Source organism: Allobacillus saliphilus (genome assembly GCF_018138385.1).
GTDB lineage: Bacteria > Bacillota > Bacilli > Bacillales > Alkalibacillaceae > Allobacillus > Allobacillus saliphilus.
Genome location: NZ_JAGSIE010000007.1, coordinates 72,262 through 87,137 on the forward strand (window position 1 = coordinate 72,262; position 14,876 = coordinate 87,137).

Annotated in this window: 12 protein-coding genes; 1 reads left to right on the forward strand and 11 read right to left on the reverse strand. The window is 39.3% G+C overall.

Annotation, left to right across the window (positions count from 1 at the left end; translation table 11 throughout):
• Positions 1–489: 489 nt before the first annotated feature.
• The 9 genes from odhB to KC820_RS02710 all read right to left on the reverse strand — a co-directional run bounded on the left by odhB (position 490) and on the right by KC820_RS02710 (position 11,848).
• Positions 490–1,764: a 2-oxoglutarate dehydrogenase complex dihydrolipoyllysine-residue succinyltransferase gene (odhB, locus tag KC820_RS02670; RefSeq protein ID WP_212367754.1), complete on the reverse strand. Its 1,275-nt coding sequence runs from the start codon at positions 1,762–1,764 to the stop codon at positions 490–492.
• Between the two features lie 15 nt (positions 1,765–1,779).
• Positions 1,780–4,602 carry a 2-oxoglutarate dehydrogenase E1 component gene (locus KC820_RS02675; protein WP_212367940.1) on the reverse strand — a complete coding sequence of 941 codons (2,823 nt, stop codon included), beginning with the start codon at positions 4,600–4,602 and terminating at the stop codon, positions 1,780–1,782.
• Positions 4,603–4,852: 250 nt separating this feature from the next.
• The gene (locus tag KC820_RS02680; RefSeq protein ID WP_212367757.1) at positions 4,853–6,490 is read right to left on the reverse strand and encodes a P-loop NTPase family protein; all 1,638 of its coding nucleotides are present in this window, start codon (positions 6,488–6,490) and stop codon (positions 4,853–4,855) included.
• Between the two features lie 328 nt (positions 6,491–6,818).
• A complete protein-coding gene (gene trmL / locus KC820_RS02685; RefSeq protein WP_144088283.1) occupies positions 6,819–7,292 on the reverse strand; it encodes a tRNA (uridine(34)/cytosine(34)/5-carboxymethylaminomethyluridine(34)-2'-O)-methyltransferase TrmL in 474 nt (157 codons plus the stop codon).
• Positions 7,293–7,411: 119 nt separating this feature from the next.
• Complete coding sequence (locus KC820_RS02690) at positions 7,412–7,933, reverse strand: methylated-DNA--[protein]-cysteine S-methyltransferase (RefSeq protein WP_212367760.1); 522 nt, start codon at positions 7,931–7,933, stop codon at positions 7,412–7,414.
• A 97-nt stretch (positions 7,934–8,030) separates the two neighbouring features.
• The gene (locus KC820_RS02695; RefSeq protein WP_212367762.1) at positions 8,031–8,240 is read right to left on the reverse strand and encodes a hypothetical protein; all 210 of its coding nucleotides are present in this window, start codon (positions 8,238–8,240) and stop codon (positions 8,031–8,033) included.
• 72 nt (positions 8,241–8,312) lie between these two features.
• Positions 8,313–9,458 (reverse strand): tRNA epoxyqueuosine(34) reductase QueG, encoded by a 1,146-nt coding sequence (gene queG, locus KC820_RS02700; protein WP_212367765.1) that lies wholly within the window; start codon positions 9,456–9,458, stop codon positions 8,313–8,315.
• A gap of 30 nt (positions 9,459–9,488) precedes the next feature.
• Positions 9,489–11,168 (reverse strand): ABC-ATPase domain-containing protein, encoded by a 1,680-nt coding sequence (locus tag KC820_RS02705; RefSeq protein ID WP_212367767.1) that lies wholly within the window; start codon positions 11,166–11,168, stop codon positions 9,489–9,491.
• Between the two features lie 14 nt (positions 11,169–11,182).
• On the reverse strand, positions 11,183–11,848 hold the full coding sequence (locus KC820_RS02710; RefSeq protein WP_212367770.1) for a TVP38/TMEM64 family protein: 666 nt from the start codon (positions 11,846–11,848) through the stop codon (positions 11,183–11,185).
• Between the two features lie 125 nt (positions 11,849–11,973).
• Here KC820_RS02710 and KC820_RS02715 point away from each other — a divergent pair, with 125 nt between their 5' ends.
• A complete protein-coding gene (locus KC820_RS02715; protein ID WP_212367773.1) occupies positions 11,974–12,918 on the forward strand; it encodes a DUF4349 domain-containing protein in 945 nt (314 codons plus the stop codon).
• A 200-nt stretch (positions 12,919–13,118) separates the two neighbouring features.
• On the opposite strand, the gene KC820_RS02720 is transcribed toward KC820_RS02715, so the two are convergent.
• Both KC820_RS02720 and KC820_RS02725 read right to left on the reverse strand, forming a co-directional pair.
• A complete protein-coding gene (locus tag KC820_RS02720; protein ID WP_212367776.1) occupies positions 13,119–13,697 on the reverse strand; it encodes a class I SAM-dependent methyltransferase in 579 nt (192 codons plus the stop codon).
• A gap of 146 nt (positions 13,698–13,843) precedes the next feature.
• Complete coding sequence (locus KC820_RS02725; protein ID WP_336511007.1) at positions 13,844–14,812, reverse strand: alpha/beta hydrolase; 969 nt, start codon at positions 14,810–14,812, stop codon at positions 13,844–13,846.
• Between the last annotated feature and the right edge of the window lie 64 nt (positions 14,813–14,876).

Consider the following 14,876-nt stretch of genomic DNA (forward strand, 5'->3'; position numbering starts at 1 on the left):
ACTATAAAAAATACTTAAAATGGAATAACAGACATATATGTACAATAAATGAAATTGGTTAATAAATATATTATACATAATCAGCTATAATTTCAAGAGTTTTTTAAAATATTTAATTTCAATGTTTATTTAAACTATGTAAATCATCAGAATATTAAGTTGTTATTACAAGTTTGTTTCATTATATCATGAATAATGTAAATTACGAAGGTTATTTTTCATTTTTTCTAACTATTTTCAACATTTATATTTGTGAAAACGTTTTCTATTTGCATTCTTATTGCATTTAACATCTCTATAACCATCGTATTAATAGGATAGGAGTCCATGCACAATAACTAAAATATCATGATTCATAAGCTGTAAAAATTGTTCGCGAGGAAGTTTTAATATCGGAATATACTGTATTATTTGAGCAAAAAATAACACCTACTCCGTAATTTTAGGAGTAGGTGCCATGTTCAAAGTATTAGCTATTTAACTTTTTTATTATCCTTCTAATAGTAGATCATAAGGATCTTCAATCATTTCTTTGACACGAACCAAGAACTGAACAGCTTCTCTTCCGTCAATGATTCTGTGATCATAAGAAAGTGCCAAGTACATCATTGGGCGGACTTCAATTGAGTCATCTGGCATAACGACAGGACGTTTTTGAATCGTGTGCATCCCTAAAATACCTACTTGAGGTGAGTTCAAGATTGGTGTGGATAGCAAGGATCCAAAAATACCACCATTTGTGATTGTGAATGAACCTCCACTTAGATCGTCTAATGTCAGTTTTCCATCACGAGCTTTTTTCGCCAAGTCCCCAACTTCTTTTTCAATTCCTGCAAAGCTTAGACGATCGGCATCCCTAACAACAGGAACAACTAGACCTTCTTCTGTTGATACAGCCATACCAATGTCATAAAACTTCTTCTTCACTACTTCTTTACCTTGGATTTCAGAATTCACTAATGGGAATTCTTTCAAAGCACCTATAACAGCTTTGGTAAAGAATGACATGAAACCTAATTTTACGCCATGTTTTTCCAAGAACTCATCTTTACGTTCACTGCGAAGCTTCATAATATTCGTCATATCGACTTCGTTAAACGTTGTTAACATCGCTGATTCTTGTTGAACTTCAACTAAACGCTTGGCAATCGTTTGACGACGACGTGATAGCTTCTCTCGCTCAACCGGTTTATCGAATTCTGTTTTTTCGCTGCTTTCTTCTTTTTTGGAAGACTTCGCTTTGCTGCCTTCTGCTTTCTGGCTTGCTGCTGCTTCCACGTCTTCTTTGGAAATTCGACCTACTGGATCTTTTGGTTTAATGTCATTTAAGTCAATTCCAAGTTCACGCGCACGTTTACGTGTTGCTGGAGAAGCAACTGGCTGGTCTGTTGAGTCCGCTTGTTCTTTTTCTTCTTTAGCAGGTTCTGCTTTCTTTTCTTCAGCTGGCTTTTCAGTAGATGCTTCTTCTTTCTTTTCTTCCTTCTCTACTGTTTCTTCACTGGATTCTGATGAACTACCACCTGCTTCACCGTTCTCATCGATTTTAGCAATAACGTCTCCTACTTCTACGTCGTCGCCTTCTTCTACAAGAACTTCAGCAAGAACGCCTGTAAAGTCAGAGTTAACTTCAACGTTTACTTTGTCTGTCTCTAATTCAAGGATGGCATCTCCCTTTTCTACTTTTTCACCTTTTTGAACTAACCACTCAGCTACTGTACCTTCAGTAATCGATTCGGCTAATTCCGGTACAACGATTTCCTTCACGTTATTTTCCTCCTTTTAGTCAAGCTTTAGTGCTTCTTCAATGATTTGACTTTGTTCTGCTTTGTGAATGTTTGGATCACCAACGGCAGGTGAAGAACGATCCGGTCTACCTACGTATAAGAGATTCTGTTTCTTCTTCATAATATCACGAATTCTGTCGTTGACGAATTCCCAGCTTCCCATATTCTTCGGTTCCTCTTGAACCCATACAATGTCTTCAACATTTTTGTATTTCTTCAGAAGTTCTTTCAGACGGTCTTCTGGGAATGGATAAATTTGTTCTAATCGGACACAATGCAAGCTTTCTGTATTGTCCATGTCCTCTAAAGCTTCTTCAAGGTCGACCATCACTTTTCCGCTTCCAATAACTAATCGTTTTACGGATTCTGGATTGTCCCCTGTTTCTTTATGCTCCAAGACTGTCTGGAACTTTCCTTCGCTCAGCTCAGTGCCATCAACGGCAACACGCTGATTACGAATGAGACTCTTAGGCGTCATCAAAATCAACGGACGAGCGTTTTCTTTCCCTACGATTGCAGCTTGCCTTCTTAATAAATGGAAGTATTGACCGGCAGTCGTCACATTCGCCACCGTCCAGTTATTTTCTGCTGATAGTTGCAAGTAACGTTCCAAACGTGCACTGGAGTGCTCTGGTCCTTGACCTTCATATCCGTGTGGTAGAAGCATAACAAGGCTTGCAATTTGTCCCCATTTAGCTCGACCAGATGAAATGAATTGATCAAAGATTACTTGTGCCACATTCGAGAAATCTCCATACTGTGCTTCCCATAAGACAAGTGTATCGTCGGTTTGCACACTATAGCCATATTCAAACCCTAAAACCGCTACCTCTGACAATGGGCTGTTATATAAGCTAAAGGAAGCATCCACGCCTTCAATACCGTGCATTGGGCTGTACTTTTCATTTGTTTTAACGTCGCGCAAAACGAGGTGGCGGTGAGCAAATGTGCCACGTTCAGAATCTTGACCAGTCATTCGGATTGGTGTACCGTCTTTTAAAATGGTTCCGAAAGCAAGTGCTTCACCGAGTGCCCAGTCGACTTTTTGGCCTTCTTCTAATGCATTCTCACGACGATTAAGAATTTTTTCGAGTTTCTTAAAACCAGTGAAGTCTTCTGGACGTTTCAACATATCTTTGTTTACTTGTTTCAAAACATCTTGATTAACTTTTGTCTCGATTGAATCAAGCTCATCCGCGACTCCTTCCGGTAATGCTGGTACATACGTTTCATGAATTTCATGCTCTTTCATGCCATTATAAATATCACGAAGTTTTTGGATCGCATCCTCTTTAAACTTCATTTTTTCGTCTTCAGAAAGAACTTTTTCTTCTACTAATCGTTTCGCATACACTTCGTACGCTGTATCATGCGCATCGATCTCCTGGTATAGCAATGGTTGAGTACCACGTGGTTCATCCATTTCGTTATGTCCATAACGTCTGTAACCAACTAAATCGATAACGACATCTTTTTGGAATTTTCTGCGATATTGATAAGCAAATTCAACTGCACGAATACAAGCTACTGGATCATCCGCATTGACGTGAAGAACAGGCATTTCAAATCCTTTCGCCAAGTCAGATGCATACTTTGTAGAACGCCCTTCTACTTTATCGGTTGTAAAACCGACAAGGTTGTTGGCGATAATGTGTACGGCTCCACCAGTTTTATAGCCATGAAGCTGCGCAAGGTTAAGCGTCTCAGCGACAACACCTTCACCGATAAATGCTGCATCTCCGTGAATTTGTACAGAGAATGATTTATTGAAGTCTGGCTTTGCTTCACCATTATTTGAACGATCATCTTGGACAGCACGTGTGTATCCTTCAACAATCGGATTAATAAATTCCAAGTGTGAAGGGTTGTGACCTAAAGTGATCTTCGTTTTCGATTCATCTTGCTTGAAGTTTCCACCAAAGTGGTACTTAACGTCTCCAGTCCAACCGTAATTGATTCCTGTTGAACCTTCTGAAGGTACTAATTCTTTGTTAGGTGAATGAGCAAATTCAGAAAAGATTCTGTCGTATGGTTTTCCAAGAATATGAGCCAATACGTTCAATCGACCACGGTGAGCCATCCCCATCATGATGTGCTCAACGGAATCTTTATTACTATTTTTAACAAGATGATCAAGCATTGGCACCATCACATCGAGACCTTCAATGGAGAAACGTTTCTGTGCAACGAACGTTTTCTGTAAGAATGCTTCGAATCCCTCAACTTCACCTAGTCGTTTTAGTAGATCTTTTTTATCTTCATCTGAAAAGTCAATTTCAAATGCTCCTGTTTCAACCTGCTGATAAAGCCATTCGCGCTCTTCATCATCTGGGATATGGTTGAATTCATATGAAGTTTTTCCTAAATACTTTTGTTTCAAGTGCTCGATATACTCGTAGCCGTTATTAATTCCTTTATGTTCATGACCTGCTAGTAACTTAACATCGATTTTTTTCAAATCTTCGTTCGTTAAGTTATAACTCTCAAGGTCGATTAGCGAATCATGCGATTGATCATGACCGCCGACTGGATAAATATCTGCACCAAGATGACCATGTCGACGAATGGCCTCAACTAACTTCATTGCACTTGTCAACTTTTTCAAGTCAGTAAATGAAGTGGTGCCTCCTGACTGCGGTGCTACTTGGCCACCATAATCGGCATCCATCCATTCCGGTGCCCCGTATTGTTCAAAAATATGACGCAGTGATTCATCTACTGCATCCGGGTCGTCTAAAAACAGTTCATATTGCTCTTCAACATAGCCCATATTGGGACCGTGAAAAGCTTCCCAAATACGATTGCTAGACCCATCCATAGCCACGATTACTACCCCCATCAATTTTGGACTTTCATCCAATTGTCCTTAATGATATTCATGTCGTTTATCCGCTCGATTATCCATATCACATTTACCCGTTAAACCGGATTCACAAACTATTTGGAAGCCCGAGTGGAAAACGGCTTTCTCCTCCAACTAGTATATATGATAAATGGTTAAGAGTGAAGGATTTGAGTCGAAATTTCCCTACTTTTGACTAGTGTCTTTCAATGTTCAGAATACTAAATTAACTATCGTCGTACTTTTTAATAATTTTTTCCAATTCGACTTTAATTTCCAACTCTTTTTCTGAAAGTTTTGGTAATAAATTTCTTCTATACCATTGATTTAAACTTCCATTCAGAAATATCCAATCTTTTACACTCTGTTGAAATATATATTGTTTTAATTTTTCCGGCAAGTCATTAAACTGAATCGATTCATTTTTCTCGTTGGTGTGTTCATGAATGACCGATGAAAATACATCTTCCTCCTTGATAAGATAATCTTCTGTGCTCTTTTCCACAAAATCCTTCTCAATCTCAGCGAATTTCTTTAATAAAAAAAGTTCAATTTCTCTATAGAAATACCGCTTCCCTTGCTGGATTGCTGTTTGATATTTCTCTTTTTCTGTCACTTGAAGTCTCAAGTCATTCGTTATTTCATCTGAAAGTAGATGAAGTAAATCTTCAGAAGTCACGACAGCTTCTCGGTTCGCCATAGCAATAGATAATAAATGAAAGATTAACCTGGGGTCTAATCCATCCATACCTTCATCAGTGAATTCTTGTTTTAGCGATTCATAAGGAGGCTGTTTACTTTGGTACAACGAAATCTTCTCAAGCTTTGTCATTTCGTGTCGACTAGATTGCAATCTAGAATAAATGACGGTGGCTGCAAGTGATTCTAAAGCAAAAGGTTGAATTTTTATTAGATCTTGTTCCGTTAGTTTTGATTTATAAAGCTTAACCTCTTCATCAAGATTTAAGTTATATGGCACGCGTTGAATAATCATTCGACTTGCCAAAGGCCTGTTCTCTGATGATGCAATAAATTGTTCAAAATCTTCAGGATTGCTGTGACCGATTATGACTAGGTCACTATGAGTCATTGCCTGACGTGGTATTTTGTATTTTTGTTCTTCAGTTACAGATAATAATGGATAAAGTAATTTTGGTGACAGCTTAAACAGTTCTTGTAATTCCAATATGCCTTGATTACCTACTTGAAGCTCCCCATCATAGCGGTAGGCATATGGGTGAGATTGTGAACCGTAATCTGTAATTGTAGAAAAATCAACCTCACCCATTAAATCAGAAATCTCCTGAACTTGTGGGTCTCCCGGCAAGAAAGTCCCTATGCCTCTTCGCTCATTTTCAGAAATTGTTATCCGCTCTACAGGAATATTTCGCCAGTCATTTCCCCATTCAACTGTAAGCTTGTGTGAATTTAACGGAGACAGCCTTCCTTTAATTTCGTATCCGGTCACATCTTTAATGGTTCGTTTAAGAGATTGTGGCAATGCATGAAGTGGGTTTTCATGAAGAGGACAATTAAATATGCGATAAACCGCTCCTTGGTCTGTTTCCGTAAAATCACTTAACGCTTGTTTGAAGAACTGAACGAATGTTGACTTACCACTTCCCGGTGGACCGATTAGCACAAGCATTCTTTTACGAATGTCATATCCTTTTGCGGCTGGACGGAAATACCGGGTAAGCAGCTGCTCTAGCAATTCATCCATCCCATATAGAAGGTGATGGTTGTTTTTTTCCATCGCATGCTGAATTGCCAAATATAGACGTTCGTGACTCGTCCGCGGAATAATATTCTTTTTTAATATTTCTTCAACATACATTTCCAACGTAAATGAGTGCGTTGTCATCATTAGCCTCCTTTAAATAAGGACTCCTCTATACTTTATTCGTTGTAAAACATTTGATTTCATAATTACAGCAAACAATTTTACGAACTTTGTTTGACGTTTCGTCGGTTTATAGTTCACAACAGAATAAATTTCAGCTATAATCAAATCATAAAGTATGCTTAAAGAAGAGGTGGATGCTACATGAATCTCGCACTAATTATTGGCGTATGTATTACATTTCTTGTTTCAATCTTCGCATCAGGTTATGAAGCAAAACGCTAATTTTCATTGGGCAAAAAATACACCAGCCATCGATTCGATTCGATGACTGGTGTTTTTATTTGTCCTAGTGTAAATTCGGAAAGCCTTGTTGACGAAGCGCCTCATAAACAATAATTGCTGCTGTATTTGATAAATTCAATGAGCGTACTTTTTCATTCATGTGAATTCGCAAGCAGCGATCTTCTTTACCTTTAAGTAGAGCTGTTGGAATCCCGTCCGTCTCCCTTCCGAATACGAAAAATATTTCTTCTTCTGGGTGACTGAAATCATAGTCGGTATAATGTTTCGTACCGAAGTTCTCTATATAATAATAACTCCCTGTCGGAAAAGCATCATATAACTCTTCAATCGAATCATAATAATGAATATTCACGTTATGCCAATAATCCAAACCTGCACGCTTCAACATTTTATCCTCTGTAGAAAATCCAAGCGGACGAATTAAATGTAACTCAGCCCCCGTTGCGAGCGCTGTCCGAGCAATATTTCCTGTATTCGCCGGAATCTCCGGTTGATATAAAACAATATGTATTCCCATAATATTTACACCTCTTAAGCTTTGTTGAACGGAAATATTATATCATAATTTACGTGACATTTATTCGGTTATGGATTCGATGGTCTAACTATTTTAATTGCAAAAGCCCAATTGCTTTATTATTGAACATCTGCATTTTCAATTACTAGTAGTTTCTCTTTCCGATCCAATCCACCACGATATCCGATTAATTTTTTATTCGATCCAATTACTCGATGACATGGCACGATAATCGATAATGGATTTTTATTAATCGCTCCGCCAACTGCTCGGACTGCTTTTGGATTATCGATTTTTTGTGCAATTTCTTTGTACGTCACAGTTTGCCCGTATGGGATAGAACGTAGTGTGTTCCATACTTTTTGTTGAAATGGCGTGCCGAAAAATTTCGTCGGTGCCGTGAATGCTTGATTTTGATGGTAAAAATATTGATTCAGTTCGTCGATTGCATGCTGGAACGCTTGATTGTCTGTATGCAATGTGGAGTTTGGTAAGTTTTTATTTATCCATCGCTCAATCCAACTCATTTTTTCTTCTAGAGATCCGTGTTCAATAAAATACAAAGTGTCTTCTTGCCCGCCTAATACGAGTTTGCCGATTGGCGAATCAATTTCTCGTATGATCAATGGTTGATTCGACATTTCCATCTTCCTTCCGTATAAAGATATAGCATCTCTATTTGAGTATCGATCATTATAAGGAACAATGCTAATATAAAATCCGAACCGATTCGCATGGTTATGAATCGCCGTTCGGATTTTTTCTAAACTGTCTTTGATCTTGTCGCTTTCGATTTGAATAACCTTCCGTTGTAATCTCCGCGTACGTCAAAGAATTAGCGGAAGACCTGCCATCAAACAAGGGGTGACGCTCGGTGAACGTGTGAAGCCGCTCGATAAACGTCGCGAGCCGCTCGATAAACGACGCCAACCGCTCGACAAACGCCACGAGCCGCTCGATAAACGTTGCGAACCGCTCAATAAACGCTGCGAACCGTCCACTTCACAGCAGCCCATTTTATTACATCGCACTTTCTTGATTTGTTAATGCCAAGCCTTTTTCCATTTCTATCAAAACATCTTCATCTGTTTCTTTTTCCATCGCAGTTTCGATGAGTTCTTTCGCTTCCTCTGTACCGATTTTGCCAATTGCCCATGCAGCTGTTCCACGGATGACTGGTCGTGGATCTTTGTGCATTAAATCATTTAACGTATCAACTGCCGTTTCGTCTCGATAATGCGCCAACGCAATAATCGCATTGCGCTGTAAAGGTTTTTTTCCACGCCAAGAGCCGGCCATGTAGCCGAATTTATCTTTGAATTCTCGATTTGATATTGTTAGCAGTGGAATTAATCGTGGCTTCACCAATTCAGGGTCTGGTTCCAACTCTTCGTGGAGATGAAAGTCCACCCCTTTATTTTTCGGACAAACTAGCTGACACGTATCACAACCATAAATACGATTACCAAGTTTTGAACGAAATTCATCAGGTAGAAAGCTTTTCGTCAATGTTTGAAATGCGATACAACGAGATGCGTTCAATTGACCACCTTGAACTAAAGCATCCGTCGGACAAGCATCGACACAAATATTGCAATCTCCGCAACCATCCTCGACAGGTTCGTCTGGTTCAAATGGTATGTTGGTAATAAGCTCGCCTAAATAAACATAGGAACCATATTCCTCAGTAATTAAAGCACAGTTTTTACCGACAAATCCTACGCCCGCACGTTCAGCGACTGCACGATCATGTAATTCACCGGTGTCGACCATCGCTTTTGTCGCAACTCCATCAACTTTCTCATGTAAAAACTCTTCCAATAAACGTAATTTTTCACGCAATACATCATGGTAATCTTTCCCCCATGAAGCTCTGGCAAAAAAGCCACGTCGATCCCCTTTTCGGCTTTTCGGTGCATCTTTCATTCTTGAAGGATATGCGATGGCGATCGAAATAATCGACTGTGCTTTTGGCAACAACTTGGTAGGAGTGGTACGTTCTTCAATCGAACCTTTTTCAAATCCTGAATGGTAACCGAGAGTTTGCTGAACTAACAATCGTTGCTTCAACGTATCAAAAGTATCCGCAGAAGCAAATCCGATTTTTTGAATGTTGACCTCAGCTCCGTATTCAAGTAATTCTTGTTTCAATTGATGAAAGTCCATGACCACCCCTCCTTTTTTTACAATTTTAATTTACATGGTTAACTTGCGGATCCGGTTAAGCGCGCTAGCTAGTTCCATCCGTCGTGGACGAGCTAGTTCACCCGGATGCTCTTGTGGATTCTTGTGAGTGAAGCTTAAACCATTTTCATCTATTTGTCGTTCAATCCAATCCAACCACTCGGGGATGGATTTCTGTTCATTTGATTTCTTCAATGCCATATATTTTAACACATTTGCAATCATTCTAGTTTGGGAAACGTCGACAATTTGTTCAACTAAACTTAAATCAATCGGATTTTTTCCGAATAAAATGGTATTCTTACCCTTTGCTTGGACTTTTGGTTTATGTCCGAGCATTGATTGCAGCCCAACTAAACTTGGCACACGATTCTGTTGGAATTCCAATGATTTAGTACGAATTAAAGGCTCCCCGGCTATTTCCTTCGCTTTTTTCGTAACATTCTTCGGATAATACTGATCCATCATAATGACTTCATCGGCAACTTGAAAATAATCACCAGAGCCTCCCATGACTAAAATCGTTGAAATGCCTTTTTCATCAAATAAAGATTTCACTCGCTGAACAAATGGTGTAATCGGCTCCTTCTCTTTTGCGACTAATTGCTGCATGCGCTGATCTCGGATCATAAAATTCGTTGCCGTTGTATCTTCATCAATTAAAAGTGTATTCGCGCCTGCTTCTAACGCTTCTACAACATTCGCCGCTTGTGATGTACTTCCACTCGCATTTTCCGTCGAGAAATCTTTAGTCGATGCACCATTTGGCAAGTCATTGATAAATGGCGAAATATCAACACCTGTAATACTTCGTCCATCTTCAGCCCGGATTTTTGTAGCTGTTGGATCCGTTAAAACAAACTCGCGTCCGTCGCCGGCGACATGCTCATAAACGCCTTCTTCAAGTGCTTGTAATAACGTGCTTTTTCCGTGGAAGCCTCCACCGACGATTAACGTTATTCCTTTTTTGATTGCCATGCCCTTGAGAGGTTCAGTGCGATGAGGAAGTTTTACAGAGACTTCATTTTCTTTTGGACTTTGAAAAGCTACGGCATCGTTCATCGGTTTCGTACTAACTCCACTTTTTCTCGGCAAGATGGAACCATTCGCGACAAAAGCAATCCAACCTTCTTCATGCATTTTTTTCCGCAAAGCATCATGCTGATCAGCCAAATGAATCGCTTGAATCACTTCTTCCTTATCCAAGGATAGAACGGATTGTTTCGCAATGTTTGTCAATGCATCGAAAAAAAGTTTCTCGGCTTCTTTCCCGTTGATTCGACGTCCATTAGCAGGTAGCCCGATAGATAAACAAATCGTCCCTTGATTTGGTGTCAATTGAACAGCCGAACGTTCTAAAATTACTTGGTCGGGAGCATCGATTTCAATATTTCCACTCTTGCCGCTTCCTTTTACAGCTACTTTTGACTGTTTAATAGCGTGATTGACCGATCGATTGATGACATCCTCTGCATATATTCTTCTTCGTTTCGTTTCAAACCAACTGTTATCAATGCCTAGTTTTTCTTTTGAAAAAATTAACCGGATTTTCGACGGTGCAGCAAAGGGGTCACCTTGTACGTAATCAATTGCCAGTTGAAAATCAGGAAATGTGTACATGTTCGCGATATCTTTATAAGCTTTGTAGCTTTTTTGATTGATTCGTCTTAAAGCTTGTCGTAATTGTTCCATCAAAACTTCCTCCATTAACCTGCTTTTGATTCACTACGTTTTTCTACTTTTTCCATAATTGTTCGTCTCCATAATAACGGAATAATGACAATGAAGAAATATAAAATAGCGACCGAAGCCATTTTGACTGGACTGCCACTGACAATGCTCGAACCTAATAAGTTATAGACGATCGTCCCTGGAATGATTCCGATCGTCGTAGCTTTCATAAAGTCACTTAATCGCACCTTTGAAATCCCAGCGGAATAGCTGATTAAATCAAAGTTAACAATGGGCATTAAACGAAGAACTAAAATATACATAAACCCTTTTTCTTCAAATCGATTACTTAAATCCTCTAGTTTTCCTTTTAATTTTGCGTTAATGGCCCGCTGTCCAAACTTTCTTGCGACGAAAAAAGCTGTGAAAGCACCGGCAATCGAGCCGATTAATGCAAAAATAAAGCCAAAGAGCGCACCAAACGCAAGTCCGCCAGCTATCGAAAAAACAGATGCTGGAAAGAGAACGAACGGTCTAACTGCATATAAAGCAATATAAAACAACGGGGCTAACCAACCGGCTTGATAGATAAATGTCCGAATGGTTTCCGGTGATATTGTTAATAAACGTTGATTGAATGAATATATAAATAATATAAATATGAGTACGAGAATGATCTGTACGACATGTCTCTTTTTCATCTGGCACCCTTCCAATCCCTTTTGTTCGTTGAATTCCCTTTGTCAATAATGCTCAACCATTTAGTTGTAACATTTCTACCTAAGCTTCGTCTAATATTGCAAATGAGACGATGGGGGTCATTCATTTGATAAGATATTCTTTAAAACTATTTCTGATTGGATTCACTGTATTTATCACTGCTTGTTCTAGTGATTCGCCTTCAGCTTTAAACGACGTAGATATGGATACGGCAGAAGATGCAAGCTACGAAATGGCAAACGATGAAGCTACCGAAGAAAAAGCTCTCGGTTTTGAGGGCGAAGCAGAAGAAAGCCAAGAGCAAGAAATTGTTCAAGAAGATGAGCAAGTTGTAAAAAATCAGCTTCCTGACGTACAAATGATTATTTATACAGGACACATCCAAGTGGAAGTTGATGATCTGACAACGATGAATGAGACAATCCGAACGAAAGTTGCCAAGCTCGGTGGATATGTCGTAAGTTCTGAAGAATATGTATCTGGAGAAGGCGAACGCCGCCATGGGCGAATCCAGCTTCGTATACCACAAGAACATTATGAAGAAATGATGCGTTTCACAGAGGAAAATTCAGCTAAGGTAATGGAAAAAGTTTCGAACGGTCAAGACGTCAGTGAGGAGTACGTTGACTTAGAATCAAGACTTCGTTCAAAAGAGGCTGTAGAAGAACGATTGCTCACATTTATGGACCAAGCAAAGAAGACAGATGATTTATTGAAAATATCCAACGATTTATCTGCTGTTCAAGAAGACATTGAACGAATTAAAGGACGCATGGATTATCTGGACAATCAAGTTGCATTCTCAACGATCACGATTAATATTCAAGAAAACCAAGTGAAAGTTTCCGAATTACAAGGTAGAGACGATTTAAATACGGGAGAAAAAGCTCAAAGTTTATTTATGAATACACTTAATTTCCTCATTACCGTTGGTTCAGGATTCGTTGTCTTTTTAGTTGGACTTTCACCTATTTTAATTCCACTCCTGATTGCTGGAGGGTTCATTTGGTGGAAAGTACGCACGAAGAAGAGAAGTCACTCAAACGAGTAAATCAGAAGACTAGTCTTCTACCGTCGTGATCGATTGAGCGGCTGGAGGTAGTTAATCGACGGGTTGACGTTATTTTTCAGCGGCTTTGCATGATTTATCGGCGGGTTCACGCAGTTTTTCGACGGGTCTCAGCATTTCTTCAACGGCTTCACATAAAAAGCAGCTTACACGATTGATAAACGGGTAAGCTGCTTTTCTGCTTATTCATCAGCTGGCAATTCAGCCAGTACGCCATAATGATTTTCACTAACTGAAACTTCCGTCGAATCAAAACCAATCTCTTTGACTTTTTTCATCAAATCACTCTCAGGAATACGAATGTGAAGCGGAGGACCTGATTCGGTCTCTTTTGCTTTCCAGTCCAATAACAATGCTTTACCGCCAGGTTTTAAGATCCGTTTTATTTCCGATAAGGTTTGATCTAAATCATCGACTTCATGTAACACAAAAGCCGCGAGTACTTTATTGACCGATTCATCCGGTTGTTCGATTTTTTCCAACCGGCTAAGTAAATAACGAACGTTTGATAAATCTTCCGCTTCAATATTTACACGCAGTTGATCCAGCATCGCCTGCTGCGCATCTACTGCTGTAACCATCTCGGCTGTTTGCTTGGCAATTGGAATGGTGAAAAATCCATTTCCACATCCTAAGTCAGCCACTTTATCTTTCTCTTGTAAATCAAGATCCGAAAGCACTTTTTCAGGTGGTAATGCTTTTCTTCGTTCCTCACTCATTAAAAAATGTGCGTGATCGGCATGAAACTGATGTTCACTCAAAACAACACCCCATTATATAAAATTCTTTTGTTTCCTCTATTATATTGCCTTTACTTACTTCAATCTAAACATCATCGAAGATTTCATGTTTCTAACAGTTCAAGCAACCAAAGAAGCCAGGAACATTCCATTCCTGACTTCAATGATTAATCCATATGTTTTTCAATAAACGTATATAGTGTATCTAAGTATTCTTCTTCATACATAACGATTGCCTCTCCATGACTCGCTTCATCAAAAATGTGAATTTCAGCTTCACTATGAGTATTTTCAAAAAGTTCTTGAGCCATCGATGTCGGTACGAAGGTATCTTTGCCACCATGTAAATATAAAATCGGTAGCTCTGCATGTTCTACTTGGTTTAAAGCTGATGCATCATATAAAGAGTAATTAGCCCGCATTTCCGTGATCTTACTTGTAATTGGCAATAACGGAAAGTCCGGAAGATTGAACATTTGCTCCATTTGGTAATCGAATAAATCGTATGTACTAGAAAATGGACTATCAGCGACGACTGCTTTTACATTGGATGGCAGCTCTTCACCGCTCGTCATTAATACGGTTGACCCACCCATCGATAAGCCGTGCAATATAATTTCCGTGTCCGGTCCTTGCATGGCAATAATCTCATCGATCCAATCCAAGTAATCAAGCCGATCATGCCAACCGAACCCTATGTATTCGCCTTCACTTTCACCATGTCCTCGCAAATCTGCTGTAAAGACATTGTATCCTAAGTCTTCATAATAATATTGTCCGTAAAGCGCCATATCTCTCGCCTTACCTAAGTATCCGTGTGCAAAAACGACTGTCTTATTTGTCGGCTCCTCAGCTTCCAAAAAATAGCCTCGAAGTGATAGCCCATCAAATGATTCGATTTCGATTGGCTTAAAATCCGACTGGCTAAACCAACTCCTCCAAGCCCCCGTCAGAAATACATCCATTGTTTCTGCAGATACGACTAAATCCTCGTTGTCTTGCAAATAAGTTTTCACCTCTCGTTTAATCGCTAGATTATAGAAAAAATTACTTGCCACGATACTAGCTGTGACGAGTAGGGTGAAAACGACCAACCCACTAATAAACCAACGTTTTCTTCTTTTTGTTTTGAACACTTCTCGTCCCCTCTCTATTGTTGTCAATCTTAGCTGTAGTTCTATTATACAGAAAATTCTACAA

Bases quoted from the DNA above. Each gene is read 5' to 3' on its own strand.
- KC820_RS02675 (WP_212367940.1), bottom strand. From the start codon at position 4,602: ATGGATGGGTCTAGCAATCGTATTTGGGAAGCTTTTCACGGTCCCAAT.
- KC820_RS02680 (WP_212367757.1), bottom strand. From the start codon at position 6,490: ATGACAACGCACTCATTTACGTTGGAAATGTATGTTGAAGAAATATTA.
- trmL (WP_144088283.1), bottom strand. From the start codon at position 7,292: ATGGGAATACATATTGTTTTATATCAACCGGAGATTCCGGCGAATACA.
- KC820_RS02690 (WP_212367760.1), bottom strand. From the start codon at position 7,933: ATGTCGAATCAACCATTGATCATACGAGAAATTGATTCGCCAATCGGC.
- queG (WP_212367765.1), bottom strand. From the start codon at position 9,458: ATGGACTTTCATCAATTGAAACAAGAATTACTTGAATACGGAGCTGAG.
- KC820_RS02705 (WP_212367767.1), bottom strand. From the start codon at position 11,168: ATGGAACAATTACGACAAGCTTTAAGACGAATCAATCAAAAAAGCTAC.
- KC820_RS02710 (WP_212367770.1), bottom strand. From the start codon at position 11,848: ATGAAAAAGAGACATGTCGTACAGATCATTCTCGTACTCATATTTATA.